Annotated in this window: 17 protein-coding genes and 3 pseudogenes; all 20 read right to left on the bottom strand. The window is 32.2% G+C overall.

What is annotated here, in order from left to right:
- Positions 1 to 82: 82 nt before the first annotated feature.
- The 20 genes and pseudogenes from THESIDRAFT1_RS08535 to THESIDRAFT1_RS08450 all read right to left on the bottom strand — a co-directional run bounded on the left by THESIDRAFT1_RS08535 (position 83) and on the right by THESIDRAFT1_RS08450 (position 19,820).
- Entirely contained in the window at positions 83 to 1,201 is a 1,119-nt protein-coding gene (locus THESIDRAFT1_RS08535; RefSeq protein WP_006570123.1) for a DegT/DnrJ/EryC1/StrS family aminotransferase, read from the bottom strand.
- A complete protein-coding gene (locus THESIDRAFT1_RS08530) occupies positions 1,202 to 1,861 on the bottom strand; it encodes an acetyltransferase (protein ID WP_006570122.1) in 660 nt (219 codons plus the stop codon).
- A gap of 23 nt (positions 1,862 to 1,884) precedes the next feature.
- Positions 1,885 to 2,490 (bottom strand): sugar transferase, encoded by a 606-nt coding sequence (locus THESIDRAFT1_RS08525; protein WP_006570121.1) that lies wholly within the window; start codon positions 2,488 to 2,490, stop codon positions 1,885 to 1,887.
- Positions 2,487 to 3,287 (bottom strand): hypothetical protein, encoded by an 801-nt coding sequence (locus tag THESIDRAFT1_RS08520; protein WP_006570120.1) that lies wholly within the window; start codon positions 3,285 to 3,287, stop codon positions 2,487 to 2,489. The genes THESIDRAFT1_RS08525 and THESIDRAFT1_RS08520 overlap by 4 nt, the downstream gene beginning before the upstream one ends.
- A gap of 43 nt (positions 3,288 to 3,330) precedes the next feature.
- Complete coding sequence (locus tag THESIDRAFT1_RS08515) at positions 3,331 to 3,948, bottom strand: hypothetical protein (RefSeq protein WP_006570119.1); 618 nt, start codon at positions 3,946 to 3,948, stop codon at positions 3,331 to 3,333.
- A gap of 215 nt (positions 3,949 to 4,163) precedes the next feature.
- Positions 4,164 to 4,496: a glycosyltransferase family protein gene (locus THESIDRAFT1_RS14135; protein ID WP_244262617.1), complete on the bottom strand. Its 333-nt coding sequence runs from the start codon at positions 4,494 to 4,496 to the stop codon at positions 4,164 to 4,166.
- A gap of 47 nt (positions 4,497 to 4,543) precedes the next feature.
- On the bottom strand, positions 4,544 to 5,398 hold the full coding sequence (locus tag THESIDRAFT1_RS08510; protein WP_244262616.1) for a glycosyltransferase family 4 protein: 855 nt from the start codon (positions 5,396 to 5,398) through the stop codon (positions 4,544 to 4,546).
- Positions 5,399 to 5,434: 36 nt separating this feature from the next.
- Positions 5,435 to 6,526 (bottom strand): non-hydrolyzing UDP-N-acetylglucosamine 2-epimerase, encoded by a 1,092-nt coding sequence (wecB, locus tag THESIDRAFT1_RS08505; protein ID WP_006570117.1) that lies wholly within the window; start codon positions 6,524 to 6,526, stop codon positions 5,435 to 5,437.
- Positions 6,527 to 6,552: 26 nt separating this feature from the next.
- On the bottom strand, positions 6,553 to 7,284 hold the full coding sequence (locus THESIDRAFT1_RS14130) for a glycosyltransferase family 4 protein (RefSeq protein ID WP_244262615.1): 732 nt from the start codon (positions 7,282 to 7,284) through the stop codon (positions 6,553 to 6,555).
- 116 nt (positions 7,285 to 7,400) lie between these two features.
- Positions 7,401 to 7,772 (bottom strand): glycosyltransferase family protein, encoded by a 372-nt coding sequence (locus THESIDRAFT1_RS14125; RefSeq protein WP_244262614.1) that lies wholly within the window; start codon positions 7,770 to 7,772, stop codon positions 7,401 to 7,403.
- Between the two features lie 12 nt (positions 7,773 to 7,784).
- The gene (locus tag THESIDRAFT1_RS08495) at positions 7,785 to 8,723 is read right to left on the bottom strand and encodes a D-glucuronyl C5-epimerase family protein (protein ID WP_006570115.1); all 939 of its coding nucleotides are present in this window, start codon (positions 8,721 to 8,723) and stop codon (positions 7,785 to 7,787) included.
- The gene (locus THESIDRAFT1_RS08490; protein WP_006570114.1) at positions 8,720 to 9,862 is read right to left on the bottom strand and encodes a glycosyltransferase; all 1,143 of its coding nucleotides are present in this window, start codon (positions 9,860 to 9,862) and stop codon (positions 8,720 to 8,722) included. The genes THESIDRAFT1_RS08495 and THESIDRAFT1_RS08490 overlap by 4 nt, the downstream gene beginning before the upstream one ends.
- A 19-nt stretch (positions 9,863 to 9,881) precedes the next feature.
- The gene (locus THESIDRAFT1_RS14120) at positions 9,882 to 10,475 is read right to left on the bottom strand and encodes a hypothetical protein (protein ID WP_244262613.1); all 594 of its coding nucleotides are present in this window, start codon (positions 10,473 to 10,475) and stop codon (positions 9,882 to 9,884) included.
- Positions 10,476 to 11,331: 856 nt separating this feature from the next.
- Positions 11,332 to 12,504, bottom strand: a complete 1,173-nt coding sequence (locus tag THESIDRAFT1_RS08480; protein ID WP_006570112.1) for a glycosyltransferase family 4 protein — start codon at positions 12,502 to 12,504, stop codon at positions 11,332 to 11,334.
- Between the two features lie 156 nt (positions 12,505 to 12,660).
- A complete protein-coding gene (locus THESIDRAFT1_RS08475; protein ID WP_006570111.1) occupies positions 12,661 to 13,368 on the bottom strand; it encodes an acyltransferase in 708 nt (235 codons plus the stop codon).
- A 5-nt stretch (positions 13,369 to 13,373) separates the two neighbouring features.
- Positions 13,374 to 14,453 (bottom strand): annotated as a pseudogene (locus tag THESIDRAFT1_RS08470) (Gfo/Idh/MocA family protein); the annotation flags it as partial.
- A 42-nt stretch (positions 14,454 to 14,495) separates the two neighbouring features.
- Positions 14,496 to 15,821, bottom strand: coding sequence for a nucleotide sugar dehydrogenase (locus tag THESIDRAFT1_RS08465; protein WP_006570109.1), 1,326 nt, complete (start codon positions 15,819 to 15,821; stop codon positions 14,496 to 14,498).
- Positions 15,822 to 15,825: 4 nt separating this feature from the next.
- Positions 15,826 to 16,941 carry a DegT/DnrJ/EryC1/StrS family aminotransferase gene (locus tag THESIDRAFT1_RS08460; RefSeq protein ID WP_006570108.1) on the bottom strand — a complete coding sequence of 372 codons (1,116 nt, stop codon included), beginning with the start codon at positions 16,939 to 16,941 and terminating at the stop codon, positions 15,826 to 15,828.
- A 152-nt stretch (positions 16,942 to 17,093) separates the two neighbouring features.
- A pseudogene (locus THESIDRAFT1_RS08455) lies at positions 17,094 to 17,861 on the bottom strand (Rpn family recombination-promoting nuclease/putative transposase).
- Positions 17,862 to 18,190: 329 nt separating this feature from the next.
- A pseudogene (locus tag THESIDRAFT1_RS08450) lies at positions 18,191 to 19,820 on the bottom strand (AAA family ATPase).
- Positions 19,821 to 20,078: the final 258 nt, after the last annotated feature.

The raw sequence follows: 20,078 nt of genomic DNA, 5'->3' as shown, positions 1-20,078 counted from the left end.
AATATGCTATATTCAATAGGATAATATCAATAAGCAATAATAAAATTTTTCTCTTGTTTTTCCGCATATAAATCTCTCCCATTTACCTACTATATATCTTTATTGCCTCTTTTAACTTATCGACTACATAATCAATTTGTTCATCTGTTATTTTATTGAAAAAAGGTAAAGCTATTGTAGATCTTGCCACTTTCTCTGTTATAGGAAAATCTCCTTCTTTATGGCCAGTTAATTTTTTTATGTAAGATTGTAAATGTACTGGCGTAAAATAAGGTCTACAACCTATATCATTGTCAATTAAATACTGCATCACCTTATCTCTGTCTATGTTTTCATCTACTCTTATCACATAGACAAACCAACTCATCTTATTTACTTCAGGAGCAATGTATGGTATTTTAACTCCCTTGACATCTTTCAATCGTTCATTATATTTCTCAGCTATTTCTGAACGCCTCTTAATTATCTCTTCTATCCTTTCTAACTGAACTATTCCAAGAGCAGCATGTAACTCACTAAGACGGTAGTTAAAACCGAGCCGTTCGTGTTCTAACCACAAACCAGTAATAGGCCTTCCCTGACTTCTCATACTTCTACTTAGCTGTGCAATTTCTTCATTATCTGTAACAATTACCCCACCTTCAGCAGTTGTAATCTGTTTATTGGGATAAAAAGCAAAAGCACCCGCATCACACAAAGTTCCTGCTTTAATACCTTTATATTCTGAACCTAATGCCTCACAAGAATCCTCAATAACTTTGAGACCATATTTTTTGGCTATCTTATTTACCCTTTCCATGTCCATTGGCTGTCCAAAGACGTCTACTGTTAGAATTGCTTTGGTTTTCTCTGTTATTTTTTCTTCTATTTTGCTAATATCCATGTTTAATGTATCTGGATTAATATCTACAAAAACAGGCTTTGCCCTTTCAAATAAAAAACAGTTTACAGATGCTATAAAAGTAAAAGGTGTAGTTATAACTTCATCTCCACCTTTTATGCCCAATGACCTTACTATTAAATGCAAAGCACTTGTCCCACTATTCACTGCAATCGCATATTTTTTCCCTACGTAATCAGCTATCTTTCTTTCAAATTCTTCTATCTTGGGTCCAATGCTTAAAATATCCGACTTTAAAACTTCTACAACTGCGTTGATTTCTTTTTGGGTAATATCTGGTCTTGATAAAGGAACTTTCATTTATTCATCCTCCTCATGAAATTTTATTGGCTTTGCTGGAACTCCCACTGCTGTACAATAAGGCGGTATATCATCAACAACAACTGCCCCTGCACCTATAATTGACCATTCACCAATTTTTTTACCCTGTATTATCGCACTTCCTGTACCAATACTACATCCTTCTCCAATAGATACGTTTCCTGAAATATTTACACTAGGTAATATCGTAGCATAATCACTTATAACAACATCATGACCTATAGTACAGTCAAGATTAACTATAACATGTGACCCAATTTTTATGTTTGTAGTAATAATATTCCCTGCACATATTATAGAACCCTCACCAATCGTCAAATATTGTGACATTATAACAGTAGGATGGATCAGCGTTGCGAATTTTACATTATATCTTAAAGCTTTTGTTATTAAATTTCTTTTTATTTTTGGATCGCCTACTGCACAAACTACATACAAATCATTAAATTTTTCAATTACTTCAAAACCACCTAACACAGGATAGTTATTTAAAATCTTTCCCTTATTGTGTATATTCTCATCAATGAATCCCAATAAATTCCATTTTTGTTTTTCTTTATTAATATCTTCAATCAACCAAGCAACTTCTCGTGCAAATCCACCAGCACCTATAATCACTATATCTTTTATATTATTCATCGTTGATACCTCCGTTTCACTTCTTAATCCTTACTTCCCGTAAATTTTGGCATTGTAGCATAACCTTCAGCAGAAATACCTTCCCTTTTTATTACTTTTATAAGTGTTAAGAATAATATTTTAAAATCCAGCCATAAACTCCAATTATCTACATACCATACATCAAGTTTAAATTTCTCTTCCCAAGAAAGACTATTGCGTCCATTTACTTGTGCCCAACCAGTTATACCTGGCTTTACATCATGACGTCTCATTTGCTCCTCTGTGTAATAATTCAAATATTCCATGAGTAAGGGTCTTGGCCCCACTAAACTCATATCTCCTTTTAAGACATTAAATAATTCTGGCAACTCATCAAGACTTGTAGTTCTAAGAAATTTACCTATTTTAGTCAGACGTTTTTCATCCGGTAAAAGATTCCCATATTCATCCTTCTCATTAGTCATCGTCCTAAATTTATATATTGTAAAAGGTCTCCCCTTGAATCCTGGTCTTTCTTGTTTAAATATAACAGGAGGACCCATTGTAACAAGGATAACTAAGGATATAATAATTAGCAAAGGTGATAAAACAATTAATAGAAAAAAAGACACAAAAATATCGATTAATCTTTTTGCAATCAACTTCAAGAAAAATTTCCCCCTCCTTTTAAAAATTTTGAGAGGAATCGCCAAGCAATTCCAATAGACATCAAAATCCTTGAAGAACAATCACCTTCGTCCGAAAGACCGGGATGAGAGCCTTTGGTACTGAGAATTTTAAAAAGAGCTCGTATTAACTCTGCCTCTTCTTTAGTTAAAAACCCTATTGTTTCCAGAAATCGGCGTCGTTCTCCTCCGGGAGCTAACCCTTCTTTGGGAAAATTCGGCATAGCCTCTGCTATATTATCGAATATCGCCTGGAGGAAAGAACGAATAGACGCATTAGCTGCCGCCCACCGCTCTTCAGCATAATTTTCTCGAGCATCTTGTAGATGTTGTAAAGGTACGAACCAACCTAAATCAAGTAATTTTTGTTCAAGTTTATTTCGTATGTGGGTAGTTTCTGTGGATGCAGGCAAAGCCTTAATTATCTTTCCATTTTCAATTTGATACCCATCTAGCGCTAAACACTCTTCTAATTTCCTTATTTTCTCCATTACCAGACTCGAAACCGGTGCTCTCTCTTCTATTTGCTTAATTGTTTTAACCGTTTCTATAACAATATCATCCCAAACCTTGTCTTTGTCTTCCGTGCTATTAAGTTGATCAAGATAAGCAATAACTTCTTGAATTCGTCTTAACTTCCCCGTACCTTGGGGTAAATGCCGATAAATATTAAGTAGTCCAAACTTAGTAAAAAAATTTTGCAACTCCCCGTCTGAAAAAAGTTCAGATAGAATCTCTCCACAAATAGCCATTGTCCTATCAGAAAACTTTCTTGCCATAAAACTTTCCTCCTTCCTTAACGGAAGTGGTGGTAAAACTATATCAGCAATCATTTAAAATTCTATTCTTATCTTTCCAAGCAATATATTGAATGAGAATACTCGGAAAATACATACGATCTGCATATTTATCATGCAAATAAGATTTAATCCGTTTATGGATAAATTTATCTATCTCATCAAGACTTAGATTAAGCCAATTCCCTTTAATCTCCTTTGCCTTTTCTGTAACTAATACTTTAGCTATAGTCCAAGAAGATTCTTTTACATACTTTTGTTTTAGCAAATTTTCATGAATACGATGAACATCTTTATGGGGAAAAATTCCAAAACGATAAAGTGCAGTTTTAACTCTCTCAGGAGAAAAAGATTTTTCTATTTTATTCTTCTTCAATTCTCTTCCTGATTTTACTTCTATAATCAAAGCTAAATTATCTCTATCAATATCAAATCCCCATGTGGAAAATTTTTCTTTATCCCAGTCTTTATTTTGTCCTCCAACTTCTTCGTAAACATAAGGAAACCTAATTGCCAATAAATCACAATCTGCTGTACCTCTTTGCTCTCCTTGTCCAATGTTATGCAATACATAGTTTTGTAATAAGAAAAATCCATTTAAGCGAAAATACCAATACGTTAATTCTTCAGCAAAATTATTCATTTACTTCACCTCAAAAAATCTTACTAGTTACAAATACAGACTATATATCTCATCCATTTCGTTTAAAACTTTTTCAATAGCATAATCTTGTATAATTTTTCTACCCTCTTCTCCCATTTTGGCTTTCAAGCTTTCATCTTCGACTAACTTTTTAATTGTCTTAGTTGCCTCTATATCATTAACAGTAAACTAGCCATTAACATTTTAAGTAAAAGTCATAACTCTAACTCTTTGATTAATTTTTCGGTTAATTTTCTTATATCGTAATGTTGCTCTACATATTTTCTCCCATTTAAACCCATTTGGTTTCGCTCTTTTTCTGATAAATTTTTTATTTTTAATATCCCCTCCGCAAGTAATTTGGGATTTTCTGGAGGAACAATTATACCAACATTTGCTTCTTCTATTATCCCCTTTGAAGCACTTACGTTGGAGAGTATAGGTCTACCACTTGCAAGGTAATCAAATATCTTGTTTGGACTTATTCCATATTTAAATACATCCATATGTTTTAGAGAATGTAACAACAAATCAGCTTTTCTCAACACTGTTGGTATAAATTTCTTTGGAACAGGTGATAAAAAAACAATATTAGTTAATTTTTTTTGTTTGCCATTTCAATTAAACTCTCTTTCTCTACCCCATCTCCTATTAAAATAAACTGGATATCTTTATAATCTTTCAATAATTCCGCTGTTTCTATCACAACTTCAAGACCATTAGCAGGTCCATGAGCTCCCGCATATACCACTTTAAATTTGTCTTTATATTTTTTGAATGCTTCAAAAACCTCAAGATTTTCATCAATTGAGATATCCGTTTCAAACCTCTCCATATTTACACCATTCGGTATCCATACTATTTTTTGTTCTGGCACCCCTCTTTTGGCTATATAGCTTTTTGCATCAGGTAATAATACTATAATTTTTTCTGCTCTTTCATACATAAATTTCTCCCATATATATAACAACTTAGCAAGGATCGAATTTTCTTTAATTACTCCCATATCTATCGCCGTCTGAGGCCATAAATCTCTGACTTCAAAAATAAACCTCGCTTTATATTTCCTAGACAACCACCATCCTGCAAGAGGAGCAAAAAAATGCATAGAAGATCCTATTATGATATCAGGCTTTTCAAATTTTTTAGCGACTTTAATAACTCTAAAAGCATAAGAAATCATATTTACTACTCTTCGCCAATCATTTTTTGTGTACGGAAAAGTGTTAAGCCATACAAATCTTACTCCATCAAAAACTTCTTCTCTAACCGATTCTTTCGCAGAAACTTTTAGGTGTTTTTTTGTAACATGGTCAAATCCCGAAGCGAATATTGTGACATTAAATCCCTTTTTAACCAATTTCTTGCCAAAATCATAATGTCGTGTTCCACCTGCCATGTCAGGACTAATTGCGTAATGATTTAATATCCAAATATTTTTACCACTCAAAGATTATCACCTTACCTCATTATGTTAAATCTTACCTTACAACAGATATTTTCTTAACACCTTAACTATTTTTTCTGCCGCCTTCCCATCTCCATAAGGCTCTGCATCTAAACCATGTGGAGCATTCAAAACTTTTCTTATACTTTCTTCAATAAATTTTTCAGAATCTGGAGGTACAAGATAATTCCATCCCAAATCCACAAGTTCTACCCATTCTGTTTCTTCTCTTAATGTAACACATAGTATCCTATAAAAAAATGCTTCTTTTTGCACTCCTCCAGAATCAGTAATTATGAGCTTTGCATTTTTTTCTAATTTAACCATATCAAGATACCCAACTGGCTCTATTATTTTCAGTTTTTCCGATACTTTCTCATAGAGTCCCTCTCTTAATAATGCAGCTTTTGTACGTGGATGAAGTGGCATAACAATCGTGATATCCTTCCCTATTTTACAAAGCGCATTAAAAATTGTTTTTAATCTTTCAGGAATGTCAGTATTATAAGCCCTATGGATTGTAGAAAGGATGTATTCCTTGGGTTTTAAATCTAAAGTTTCTAATATTTTGCTCTGCTGTCCTGCTTTTTCTCCGTAAAATATAGCAGCATCAAACATCACATCTCCAACATAATATATCCTATCTTCAGCTATCCCTTCATTAATTAAATTATTTGCTGCCACTTTTGTAGGAGCAAAAAGTAAATCAGATACATGATCTGCAACTATACGGTTAATTTCTTCTGGCATTTTTCGATTAAAAGAGCGAAGCCCAGCCTCTACATGAGCAACAGGAATCTGGAGCTTCGATGCAGCGAGTGCTCCTGCAAGTGTAGAATTTGTATCACCATAAATTAATACTACATCAGGCTTTTCTTTTATTAAAACATCTTCAATTTTTTCAAGCATATGAGCTGTTTGTACTCCATGACTACCTGATCCTATACCAAGATAGTAATCAGGCTGAGGAATTTCAAGTTCTTTGAAGAATATATCACTCATATTATCATCATAATGCTGTCCTGTATGTACAATAATTTCTTTCATATCATTGAAATCTTTTAGCTTTCTCGAGACTGTAGCAGCCTTAATAAATTGCGGCCTAGTACCGATAATAGTTACTATTTTCATAATTCCTTACTCCCTCAAAATCCATTTTAATTATTACCCATCAAATATAGTAACTCTTCTACAATTTTCGATAAATTAAATTCTTTTTCTATTTTCTCAAAACCTTTTTCACCTAACTCTTCCCTCAGTTTTTCATCGTTAATTAATTTCATAATAGCTTTTGCCAATTCATCTGAGTTTTTTTGTTCAACTATAATTCCTGCTCCACCTTCTAATAACTCAGGTATACCACCTGTATTAGTAGAAATAACCGGTATTTTATGGGCCATTGCTTCCATAAGAGAAACAGGAATACCTTCCTTTTCACCATCGTCTGTCACAATACTCGGCAATATGACACAATCAATCTTTCCACTCCTATATAGTTCTATAAGTTCATCATGTGGTAGTTGCCCCTTTAAAAAAATTCTATCTTCTAAATTTAGTTGGGTAACTGTTAGTTTTAATTCATCTTCTAAAAGTCCTTTCCCAAAAAAATAACAATAAACATTGCAATTTTGAGTTTCTATCACCTTTTTAATAGCTTGAATTAAATAGATATGTCCCTTTTTAACTACAAAATTAGCAGGTACCGCCATTAAAAGAGCTCGATTCGCTTTTTTGAGATCTAATTTTTTAAAATTAACATCCACCTTAACCCCAACACGCAAAATATACAATTTATCTCTATATTCCTTGACATATGATAGTATTTCATCATACCCATTTTTATCAATAACTCTTATAAAATTAGAACTTCTAGCTTTTTCTCTTAGCATATTATTTTCTGCGATGTCCCAACGATGCGCTGTAAAACTCCATGGTATACCTGTTAATTCTGATGCAATATAAGCTAAAGTTGAAGGAGTTGAAGCCCAATGAGCGTGAATATGATTTATTTTCTTTTTTTTAAAATCTCGCTAACAACTAAACCTTTTGGTATAATGAGTAGATTCTTCAATATTTTTCCAAGGCTACCTGAATGTCTTAATATTTTAAAAATTATCTCAACAACCCTTAAAGGATGTTTTATAAAAATTAAAAAGCTCTTTAATATTAAGTTTAAACTTAAAAGAGGAATATGCATTGTAAATTTAGCTACCTCTTTTGGTTCATCTCCTAATGCAATTTCTTTCTCGGGTCGAACTGGTATTACAACAACATCATGACCTTTTTTTATAACTTCTAAAATCTCTGGAAGTATAAATTGTTCACCTTTCCCATAAGGTGTCTGCGACGTGATATATGCTATCTTCATCCCTTTCATATCAACTCTCCTCTACTTAATTAATACAACCTCTCCGGGTTCCTTTATTTTTTGATATGCCTTTACAATAAAAGCCCTAGTTCTTTTAAATTTGTTTGATAAATATGATTCCCATTTCTCTTTTACTGTTTTGAACTCAATCGTATTAAAAAGCTCATATAAAACTTCAAGCAAAGCTATATGCAACTTATGATAAAATGGACTCGCAAGATTACCACACTGATCGTAATAACTCCAATATCCTGTGTCATATTTGTACAACTCATCTTTCAAGGTATCCAACGTTCTTTGCAACGCTTCCTTGTATCTACCATCAGAAGTCGCCTTGAATATATCGTATAAGCCAAAAACGGCAAATATCCAGCCATTTAATATCAATACAGGCTTTGATTCGACCACTTCTTCCAAAAATAACTTATCATTAACGTATCTCGCAGTGCCACCTTTTTCCACAGGAAGCAACATTAAATCTATCGCTTTTTTAGCTCTATCCACAAATTCTTCATCGCCATTTTCCTGAAAAGCTCTTATCAATAGAGATGCTCCTTCTCCTTGAGTCATTGCTGAATATTTGTAAAATTTTTTACTTCCAATCCTTTCAAATACATCCCATCCTCCCAATTCATCTTGCTCATTCACAACCCAATCAACTGATTTCCAAAACTGCTCAAAATATATATCTTGCTTCGTTAGCAAATACAAATCGTAATTGCCCAAACCATATTGAATTACAGTAGTAGGAAAATAAATCTTTTCCCCATCCATTTTGACATTCATAGGTAAACCTCTTTTATCAGTTTCACCATGCCAATTAATTTTTAAAGTTAAATCATTATAATACCCTTTTATCCCTTCTTTAGAATAAATTTTTCCAATTCCCTGGTTAACATGTAAAGCACTTTTCCCTAGAAGTATTCTTAAGTATTTTGATAATATCCTTACATACCTCATAATAAAGAAGCTCCCTTTTTCAACTTAAATTGCAATAAACTTTCATACAATTTTTCGTACTTTTTTACCATTACACTAATATCAAACTCTTTCTCAGCAACTTCTTTAGCCTTTTCTCCTAACTTCTGACATAAATCTTTGTTCTCAATTAACATCAGCATTGCTTTAGAAAAAGCGTTTACATTCTTTGGGGGAACAAGAATTCCTGTAATATTATTCTGTATTAACTCTGGAACCCCTCCTACTGACGTTGCTATCACAGGTCTTCCAGCAGCCATTGCTTCCATAACACTTAGGGGATTACCTTCCCAATCTGAAGATAGAACAAACACATCAGAAGCATTTAGAATATCTGGAATATCTGTCCTTATTCCAAGGAAATAAACTTTTTTTTCAAGTCTATGCAATTTAGTTATCTCTTCAAGCCTTTCACGCTCTTCTCCATTTCCTACAATAATTAGCTTGGAATTATCATGTTTCGCAGGACCTTTTGCAAATGCTTCTATAAGTAACGCTTGATTCTTTTGCGGCGCTAACCTTGCTATATTCACAAACAAAAAATCTTCCTTTTGAAAGCCTTCTTTTTCTCTCCACTCTTCACGGCTTATATTAACTTTTTGGTAATATTCCACAGGTATACCATTTAAAATAAGTGGAATGTTTTTAATCCCATAAACAGAAGTTAAACTTTCACTAACTAGTCTTGATATGGAAATCGGGATCACCCCAAAGGAAAAAGCAATTTTATGAACCAATTTGCCAACTTTGTCAACTTCCTTTTCAGCAATATTGTGAACAGTATGAACTTTTACAGGTACCTTATGAAGCAACAGAGAAGGCAATACATATCTAAGAACATACCGGTGGGTATGGACAATATGAGGTTTGAAAGATTTTATTATTTTATCAATTCTAAAAAACATCCTTGGATCAAATCCTTTTTTCTTCCCCAGATAATAAACTGGTATATTTTCATTTTTTAATATTTTCTCTAATTCTGTATGTAGGGGTCCAAACATACTTATAGCTCTTATCTCGTACCTTTCTTTATCTAAATATTTCATTAAATTTACTGTTAAACGTTCTGCCCCACCATAACCAAAATTAGGTATTATTTGAAGTACCTTAACTCTATTCATAATTACCTCCTCTACATTTTTAAAAGGAATATTTTTTGAAGTTTAATAACAAATACAATATCAAAAAAACTATAGTGGGAAAAATAAGATAAACTCCATCCCAAAGAAGAATTGCTGGGTCTGCGTATAGTACTACCATCGTTGAAAAATATAATATCCAAGCTATTTTTAAAGATCTTAGCACAGGATTAGAAACATTGCTGAATATTCTTTCAAATAAAGCTAAAAGCATACCTAAACAAAACATTATAAAAACTACTCCAAAGATATTTGCTGAAAAATAACCTGCCCCTAGGATATCTACAGGAATTCCACCTTTCTCTGTTCCCAAAATAATTAATGTATTCTCTTGAGATAGAGTTAAAGGAAAGTCTATATTAATGTCTAAAATTTTCGATATTAATCCCAACGGAATTCTTAAAATTCCTAGAGGAAAATCTAAAAAATAGCGATAAGAAGTTTTTATAGGCACATTACAAAGTATATTGATTAAAGAAAGGTATGGAAAAGAAAATTCAGCAAAAAAATTAGAGAAAATATCTTGCAAACTATTGTATACAGGCTTTCCAAATCTTATTCCAAACCAATATTTCCCATATAAAATTATTGACAAGCTTACTCCTAGAGAGAGGACAAGAAACAAAATTCTAAATATACGTTTTTCTAACGTAGAGTACAAAGTTAAAAAACAACAAGTAAATAATTAATTAGATGTAATCTTCCAGCTTTTAGAATTAATACAAGTAAAGAAAGAATACCAGAAATTCCAAAACCAAGAAAATATAAGAAACGCTTCTTAAATGAAGAAAATTTATTCAAACTAAGTCCTAATAGGACATATGAAGAAAAAGTAACGATCAAAGAGAAAGTAAGAAAAGTGAAAGATGTTTCTTCCACTCCCTTTACTTTAATCCCACTTCTTAGTAAACCTGAATACATAATTAGGTCAAAAAGAGGTGCTGATCTTTTGTATATATATAATCCCAAAGAAAAAAACCCAAAAAAGTACAATAATGCTTAAAAGTAACCAATAAGAATCACTTATTTTATTTAACTTAAAATTAATACTACAACCAATATTCCTAAATATTGAAAGCCCTAAATAGTAGCCTACTACTGTACAAAAAAAACCTATAACAGATATCACCGAAGCAAGAAAACTCCAATAAGCGTCTTTATAGTTTATATTAAAAATCCACATTGAAGATGGAGGAAGAGAATCAACTTTAAAGTCAAACAGTATTATGTAACTAGGTGCGAGGAAATATATAATAAAATAAACAATATTAAATCCCCTAAGGAAATCAATAAATTTTATTTTTCTCCATCTCCATATTTCAAAAAAAACAATCATTAATCCTAAAATTAGAACCACTATCAAAGTAAACATTATTACTATAAACCCTCCAAATACTAACTCTTATCTACCAATGAAGGTAATTAAAATTTTTTATTCTCATTTTTTTATATCATTTTATAGCTTTCTCATAAACTTCTATGAACTTGCGTGCATGAACAATATAAGAATGATTCTTTTCTATATACTTCCTTGCTTCTTGTCTAATAGAATCTAATTTGTAAAAATCTTCTTTTATCTTTTCTATAATATAAGCAATAGCTTCTTCTGATTTTTGCTCAACAAAAAAGCCGTTTACACCATGTTTTATAATTTCTTTCATCCCCCCAATAGGAGTACAAACTACAATCTTACCACAAGACATACCTTCAAGCATCGAAAGTGATGTAGCTTCCTCTACACCATCAGATGTTATAGAAGGTATAAGAACAACATCACATACTTTGTAATATTTTACAATTTCGTCATGCGGAATACCCTCTAGAACTTTAACATTCTTATTTTTGTGAGTTATATTTAGAATTTCTTCTTTCAATGGTCCTATACCTGCAAAAATAAACTTGATATCCTTCTCCTTTAAGATATTTGCAGCCTTGGCAGCATAAATAACCCCATTTTTCTTTACATATCTTCGCGGTATAAAAACAACAAAATCTTCTTCTCCCCATCCTAATTCTTCTCTAATTTGCTTTTTTTCTAATTCACTGATTGGTTTAAAAATATCTATATCAACTGCATTGAAAATGACGTCAACCTTTTCTTTAGGAAAAGAAAATTCACTTACTACATATTCTTTAATTCTGCTATCCACAGTAATTATTCTCTGAGCTTTATCTATTGCCCTCTTCTCAAGATCTCTCCCAAATCTCTCGAAATCTGGAATATCTTCTTTTGAAAAGCCTCCATAATTTATAGCTTCTCTTGTATAATATCCATGCAGTGTTAAAACTATTTTTTTACTATTACAGAATGCCCCTGAAATAACATCATGAGCATTCACTACCTGAAATATTTCGAAATGTTGCTTTTTAAAAAATTTTTCTATTAGTTTTGTTCGAGTAATTACTCTATCTTTATAACTCATAAATTTATAAAAAGGATATCTAAAAACCAATTTTGCCTTTTCAAAACTAGAAAAAGTATAATATTTAGTAACAACATTAACGTTATTTAATCTTAATCCCTTTTCTAAAAGTAAAAGATGTATTTGCAACCCTCCTAAATTTGTAATATAAGGATTATAAGATGAAATTAGAGCAACATCCTGAATACGGTTATCTCTCATTTACTTTACCAACCTTTCTTTAAAATTAGTTTAGCTAAATAATGAACTACCGAAAACTCAAATATTTTTTATATAACTCAACTTTTATGTTCCATACAACTTTAACCACGTTATACTAATTTTGTTAAGGAAGAGCTAGATAACTTCCTACTTTTTTTATTTCTTAACCCGCCCTGGATTCCCTACCACAATCTTACCATCTTCTACATCTTTAGTCACAACTGAACCAGCTCCAACAAAGGCATCTTCACCTATTACTTTTCCGGGTAAAATTGTAGCATTGACTCCAATTCTACTTTTTCTTTTAGCAGTTACTCCTTTCATCTTGCTAAATCTGTCTGGATCTCTTCCAGCAGAATTATCATTAGAAGTTGCGACGCAAGGAGCAATAAAAACTTCATCTTCTAACTCTGAATAAGCTGTGATATAGGCATTTGTCTCTATTTTGCATTTAGATCCTATCTTGCAGTAATTTTCTATTGCAACACCTCTTCCTACAATAGTCATATCACCTATCACCACATCTTCTCTAACAGTTGCCAAATCAGCAATTAAACATTTTTTACCTATTTCACAGCCAGCGTATATCACGGCAGAAGTACCTATTATGCAATCATCTCCTATTTTACAAGGAAGTTTTTGTTGTTTATCTTTGAAAATACTGGTCGCAGCTCTCATTGGCTGTTTGCCAATTACTACATTATCATCAATTCTCACATTGTTACCTATGATACTTCCTTTATATATAGTGACATTATTTCCTATAATGCAGTTATCTCCTATTACTACATCATCTTCAATAACTGTAAAATAGCCTATTTTCACGTTTTGCCCAATCTTAGCTTTCTCAGATATGTAATTCATTTTCATCATTCCTTCATATCAAGTGTTGAAAAATCTTTTAAAGGAAATTCTACAGGTAAGCCTGTTTTTCTTGATTTGTAAATTGCCAATACTATCTCAACAGCTTTTTTACCATCTTCTCCAGTTATGTAAGGTTCTCTATCGTTTAGTACTGCATCAATAAAATCTCTATACAATGGAGTATGACCGTATCCATATACTGTATCTGGGTCTTCATAATTAGCTTCTTTTTTTACTTCTTCTTCATCATCTAATCCATCCGCAAATTTCCAGTCAATTATTTTGTTAATAGCAACTCCGCCAATTCTTACTGTGCCTTTTTCCCCAAATATACTCAATGTTTCTTCAAGATTTTTAGGATAAATACAAGCACTTCCTTCTATAATTCCTATAGCACCATTTTTAAATCGCAGTACTGCTGCTCCCATGTCTTCCCCTTCAATATTTCTTAAAAATGTATCTGCTTCAGCATAGAGTCTTTCAACAGGTCCCATCATCCACTGGAGAAGGTCAATATTGTGTATGCCCTGATTCATTAAAGTACCACCATCTTGTTCCCATGTACCTCTCCAAGAAGCTTGTCTATAATAATCGTCATTTCTGTTCCACCTTATACTGGCAACTCCATGAACCAATTTGCCAAAACTATTTTCTTCTACAGCTTTTCTCAATTTTTGAACAGTTGAATTAAATCTATTTTGATGGCATACAGTTAATTTTCTATTATATTTTTTAGCAGTTACAATCATTTCATCCGCATCTTTGATAGATAGAGCCATTGGTTTTTCAACAATTACATGTTTACCTGATTTCAAAGCATTTATAGTTATTTCAGCATGTGTACCAGAAAATGTAGCAATACTTACTATATCTATATCGGCTCTTTTTAGCAGTTCTTGATAATCCCGATATACTTCTATGTTATTTATCTTTACATTCTTTTTATCCAATAGCTCTCTATATCTTTTTTTCAATAACTCAGCCTTTTCAATTTCTAAATCACACAGTGCAACTAATTCTGCATTATCATGATTATTTACTAAAGCTTCAATATGCTTAAAAGAAATCCTGCCACAACCAATTAATCCAAATCTTAATTTTTATCCATTTTATCACCTACAGCACTTCTATTTTTCTTTTAATTCTTTTAAGTTTTTTGTAGCATTTCTTGTGTCAAAGACAAATTTCGCTGTCTTAACTATATGCTCATAATCGTACTTTGTGTGGTCTGTTGTAATTACAACAAGGTCAGAGGAACTTAGTAAATCATCAGTTAGGTTCTCTGAATGATACAATTTGCCATTGTGTTTAAATTCAGGTACATGAGGATCGTTATATTTTACTACTGCTCCTTCTTTTTCTAATATTGAAATTATCTTTAAAGCTGGTGATTCTCTTATGTCATCTATATCTTTTTTATAAGCTACTCCTAAAAGCAAGATAGTCGAACCATTGATTGGCTTTTTAAATCTATTTAAAATTCTTGAAATGCGCTCTACTACAAATTCTGGCATGTAATTATTTATTTCACCTGAGGTTTCAATAAGTCTTGTATGATAGTCATATTCCCTTGCTTTCCATGCGAGATAAAAAGGATCTATGGGAATGCAATGGCCACCAAGGCCTGGACCAGGATAAAAAGCCATAAAACCATAGGGCTTTGTCTTTGCTGCCTCAATTACTTCCCATACATCTATGCCCATGCGATAACATATGATGGCCATTTCATTAGCCAAGGCTATATTGATATTTCTAAAAGTGTTTTCATATATTTTTTCCATTTCTGCTACTTTAGGACTTGATACTTCAAACACTTCACTTTCAAGGACATTTCTATAAAGAGCAGCAGTAATTTTTGTACATTGCTTTGTAACGCCACCTACAACTTTAGGAGTATTTTTTGTATTGTACTGCTTGTTACCAGGGTCTACTCTTTCAGGAGAATAGGCTAAAAAATAGTCCTCTCCGCATATCAAGCCAGTCTCGTCTAAAATAGGTTTTACAACTTCTTCAGTGGTACCAGGATATGTAGTGCTTTCAAGTACGACCAACATGCCTTTATGTAAATATTTTGCTATTTCTTTGGTAGAGTTAATTATGTAAGATAAGTCAGGCTGTTTATTTTTATCAAGAGGAGTAGGAACACATATTGCAACTGCATCTACATCTTTTAAAAAAGCATAATCATTTGTGGCTGTTAATCTCCCCTGCTTAACTACTTCTTTCAAATCTCCATCCAAGATATCACCAATGTAATTTATACCGTTGTTTACTTTTTCCACCTTGTGCTCTTGAATGTCAAATCCTATTACTTTATATCCTGCTTTAGCTTTTTCCACCGCAAGAGGTAATCCTACATAGCCTAACCCTATTACCCCTATTACTGCCCTTTTACTCTCTATTTTGTCCAAAAGTTCATAGTATGTACTGTTAAATTCTTTCTCCCTCTCCACAATCTCAATCTCCTTCGTCTACAATTTTGTGTAGTACTTCACTGACATAGTTAATCTCTTCATCAGTAATTTCAGGATACATCGGTATAGCAAAAATTTTTCTACATACTTCTTCAGCAACTGGCAAGTCGCCTTCTTTGTAGCCCAAATTAATATAAGCTTTTTGAAGATGTAAGGGCACAGGATAGTATATCCCTGTTGCAATGCCATATTCTTTTAATTTTTCCATTAAAAATTCTCTTTTTTCACTTTGTATACAGTACAAATGATATATGGGTTTGGCTTCTGGCAATTTATATGGAGTTTTTATGACATCTGATAAATCTTTTAATAGTTCGTTATATTTATTAGCTACACTGATTCTTTGACTATTCCACACATCAAGATATTTTAATTTTACTCTTAAAATTGCAGCCTGTAGTTCGTCGAGTCTGCTGTTATATCCAATTTCTTCGTTATAATATTTCTTTTTACTGCCATGTTTTCTGAGCATGTCCACTTTTTCAGCTATCTCTGGATTATTAGTTACAACCATTCCTCCATCGCCATAACCGCCTAAGTTTTTTGTGGGAAAGAATGAAAAGCAGGCGACATCTCCAAAAGTACCCACTTTTTGGCCTTTATACTCAGATCCTATTGCTTGACATGCATCTTCAATTACGTATAAATTGTGTTTTTTGGCAATTTCCATGATTTTGTCCATATCACAGGGTTGTCCAAAAATATGTACTGGTAAGATAGCTTTTGTCTTTTCAGTAATTTTTTCTTCTATCAAATCAGGATTTATATTGTACGTATCTGGGTCTATATCAACAAAAACCGGTGTAGCACCTACTTGAGAAACTGCTTCTGCTGTTGCAAAAAAGGTAAAAGGAGTTGTTATAACTTCATCTCCTGGTCCTATATTGAGAGCTCTTAATGAAAGCACCAAAGCATCAGTCCCATTTGCTACACCTATCGCGTATCTTACACCTAAATATTCTGCTATTTCTTTTTCAAAAGCTTTTACTTCTGGACCTAGGATATATTGGCCATTTTTTAAAACTTTTTCTATTGCTTGATTTATTTCCTCTTTTAAATTTTTATACTGTCGTTTTAAATTAATTAATTCTATTTGCATATTTAAAACCCTCTCTAGAAATTTTGATTTCCCTTAAAATAAAAAAATCCCCCATCTACCCAATTATACTAAATTATGATTTCGTACAATTAGTTTCTCTTTCTCGCTTTCTCTCCCTTAGGTAAGAGAAAATAATTCAAACTCATCTCAATTTATATATATTTCTTCAACTCTTCTAATTTCTCTATCTTTAAAATGTCTTTTGCTAACTGAAGTAAAGTTTTATCATCCAATTTTGCAATACCTTCCAAATATTCTGCTGGAATATCTGTGAATTTTTCCTTGAGTTGCTCAAACACTACCATGCGTATTCCTTCTATTTTGCCTTCCATTCTCCCTTCCATTTTTCCTATTTTTAAGCCTTCCAACTTCCCTTTTTTAAGTCCTTCTTTTAATCCTTCTCTTCTCGTTTTCCTAAACTCTTCTCTCAAGCTTCGTTCTAAATTTGAAATCATCTCTTCCACCCCCTCACTTTGTACTAAAATTTCTTTTATCTCTTTTTCTTTATCCTCTGGTTACAATACAATTGGAATAATAGCCGGTAATTTAAAATCTTTTCTTTTTTGTTCTTTCAACGGTATATCTCTAAGGATTTCTCTCCAAACTTCAATTATATATAGAAGCAATCTGTAAGGCATTTGAAAATCGACTTTTGATTGCAATTCCATCAATATATAAAAGAAAACATCTTTATCTTTCAATTTCGCTCGATAAATCAGATCAGCTTCTTTATTTTTAAAATCCTGCAATATAAAAGATTTGTTTATGCGCATTACACTGGATTCATCTATTTCATTTACCCAATCCTTTTTGACAAAACTTCTTAAAAGCTGTATGAATACTTTTTTATGAGAAAGTAGGTATTTATAGTCTTTATCATGTTGATTGTTTAAAGTTTTTTTATTTTCACCATTCCCCATTATACTTCACCTATTATTATATCATTTTAAAGATTAAAAAAGCCAATGCTTCGCCTTGCGGGCGCAAGTGCTTAAAAAGCACCGCCTCCGCTTCTGTATCTATATTACCACCAATAGAACTTATGGGCGCCGAAACAGCCTCATAAGTCCTATCGGATCATGTCAAAATTTAGCGTGAACAATAATATATATTCGACGTAAATTTACATTTTCCTTCTTTTCCAAAGGAATTTTTTATAATTTTATAGAATGATATTCCATGAAAAGATTATAGTAAACCTTTGAAGTCTGATATTATTCCTTCCTGATGCTGGATAACTTTCTTCTCATTACTCTTCAAATATTTTGTAATCTCCTTTTCCTATAAATACCACTAATGCTTTCTTTAAATTTTGTTTATCTTTAAATTGCATACTTTCACGGTATCTCTTTAATTGTTCTTTCCCTTTTTCTATTATCTCTCCAATATATTTTTCGTCACTTTTCTTTACATACTTTAGCTCTATCAACCATTCGTATTTTACATCTGGCATTCTTATGTCTTTTTCTAAATAAATATCTATATAACCTCCCTCTGTTTCTTTCTCACTTATAGGCTTGTATATGTTACTCATTGTCAAGTATGAAAAGAGTATTATTTTTATATATTTTTCATCAAATTTTATTGTATCTCTATTGGATAATACTTTTAGAACTTTTTCACTTATAAATTTTATAAAGTTCTTTATTTTTCCTTCAAATGCCATTTCCCATATGGCTTTTGCTATTTCCAGCATTTCATATTTTATGTTGTTTTCTTCCTTTAATTTTCTACCGAAGTACTCCCAATACATTGTTTTTATTACGTAATTAGGTATGCCAAGTTCTAAGATATTGTACCTGTAATCTTTTATTGTTAATAAGCCCATATAAAATAGAAGAGAAATAAAGTATTCTTCGTCGTACATTCTGTCAAATGAAAATTTTGTTACTATCTCCGCTACTATCCTTTCCTCTTTTATGATCCTCTCTAACAATGCCCTGTTCTCTTCATTCATTGTAAGCCTGTTTAGCCTGCCATAGTCTGTCTTTACATTGTCGTCTATTAGATACTCTGGATATCCTCCTGTGTTTTTGTATTGTGCTAAAAAGTATAGTACCATGTCTGGATTGTATACCCTTGTCCTGGCATTTTTGTTGAATTTATAGCCATCGTATAATTCCCTTAAGTTATTTATTAAATTCTCTTTTTCCTCTATCCCTACTTCTTCTAGTATCTTCACTACTTCTTCTTCTGTAAATCCTAGCATCTCATTTAAGCTTAAATCCATTGTGACATTTAATGCTATGTTAAACCCACTCGTTAAGTCATCCAGCATTATTGGAGATATCCCTGTTATGAATATCCTGTCTATTACACTCTCTGTCCCTATCTTCAATGTCTCATAAAAGTCTCTTACAAAACCTGATGCCCTCACTATCTCTCTGTAAAATTCACTCTCACCCATCGCTATTATGTCATTGGCAAAATGGTCATATTCGTCTATTATTAGATAAATCTTTTTACCTACTTTTTTTACTTCATTTATTATCGTCATTATAACCGCATTTATATCAGTTATTTGGTCAATTTTCTTCCTTATTTCTTCCGTATTTTCTAATATACCCTCGTATCTGCCTAATAAAGCATTTATTGAATTTTTCACACTTAACAAAAAGGACTCTTTTAGTTGGTCTTTGTTTTCTGTGTTTAGGGCCTGAAAAATTCAGTTTGAGTATCATATAACTGTTCTTTAGCTTTGTGGAATTCTTCCCTATAATAAGTCGCCAAATAGTTCTCAAAGTCTTTCTCATTGTTTATGTCCTAATAGTTTTCCTAATGGGGAAAAAAAAAAAACTTTTCCCCAACCTCCCTCGGCCTATGAAAAACCAGGGTTTTTTGCCTATTTTAAGTTCTCCTTCTTCTCTATTATTTATCATCTTTGGTCGCCTAAATTTGTTTTCCTTTCTTCCTTTCCCCCCCTCTCCAAATTTGGAATTTTCCCAAATTCCCGAATTTTTTCCTTCAATTTTTTAACCCCACCCCTTTTACTTTTTTCCCTTTTTTTTTTTTTTTTTTTAAATTTTTTTTTTGGGGAACCTTCCCCCCCCCGGTCCCCCCAAAAGAAAAAAAAAAAAAAAAAAAAGGCGGCCCCCCCCCCCTTTTAACAACACATCACTTTTTTTTTTTCTCCTCTT

The organism is Thermoanaerobacter siderophilus SR4, assembly GCF_000262445.1.
Taxonomy (GTDB): Bacteria; Bacillota; Thermoanaerobacteria; order Thermoanaerobacterales; family Thermoanaerobacteraceae; genus Thermoanaerobacter; species Thermoanaerobacter ethanolicus.
This window is presented reverse-complemented; position numbering and strand designations above follow the sequence as displayed.

Bases quoted from the DNA above. Each gene is read 5' to 3' on its own strand.
- THESIDRAFT1_RS08535 (WP_006570123.1), bottom strand. From the start codon at position 1,201: ATGAAAGTTCCTTTATCAAGACCAGATATTACCCAAAAAGAAATCAAC.
- THESIDRAFT1_RS08530 (WP_006570122.1), bottom strand. From the start codon at position 1,861: ATGAATAATATAAAAGATATAGTGATTATAGGTGCTGGTGGATTTGCA.
- THESIDRAFT1_RS08520 (WP_006570120.1), bottom strand. From the start codon at position 3,287: ATGGCAAGAAAGTTTTCTGATAGGACAATGGCTATTTGTGGAGAGATT.
- THESIDRAFT1_RS08515 (WP_006570119.1), bottom strand. From the start codon at position 3,948: ATGAATAATTTTGCTGAAGAATTAACGTATTGGTATTTTCGCTTAAAT.
- wecB (WP_006570117.1), bottom strand. From the start codon at position 6,526: ATGAAAATAGTAACTATTATCGGTACTAGGCCGCAATTTATTAAGGCT.
- THESIDRAFT1_RS14130 (WP_244262615.1), bottom strand. From the start codon at position 7,284: ATGCTAAGAGAAAAAGCTAGAAGTTCTAATTTTATAAGAGTTATTGAT.
- THESIDRAFT1_RS14125 (WP_244262614.1), bottom strand. From the start codon at position 7,772: ATGAAAGGGATGAAGATAGCATATATCACGTCGCAGACACCTTATGGG.
- THESIDRAFT1_RS08495 (WP_006570115.1), bottom strand. From the start codon at position 8,723: ATGAGGTATGTAAGGATATTATCAAAATACTTAAGAATACTTCTAGGG.
- THESIDRAFT1_RS08490 (WP_006570114.1), bottom strand. From the start codon at position 9,862: ATGAATAGAGTTAAGGTACTTCAAATAATACCTAATTTTGGTTATGGT.
- THESIDRAFT1_RS08480 (WP_006570112.1), bottom strand. From the start codon at position 12,504: ATGAGAGATAACCGTATTCAGGATGTTGCTCTAATTTCATCTTATAAT.
- THESIDRAFT1_RS08475 (WP_006570111.1), bottom strand. From the start codon at position 13,368: ATGAATTACATATCTGAGAAAGCTAAGATTGGGCAAAACGTGAAAATA.
- THESIDRAFT1_RS08460 (WP_006570108.1), bottom strand. From the start codon at position 16,941: ATGCAAATAGAATTAATTAATTTAAAACGACAGTATAAAAATTTAAAA.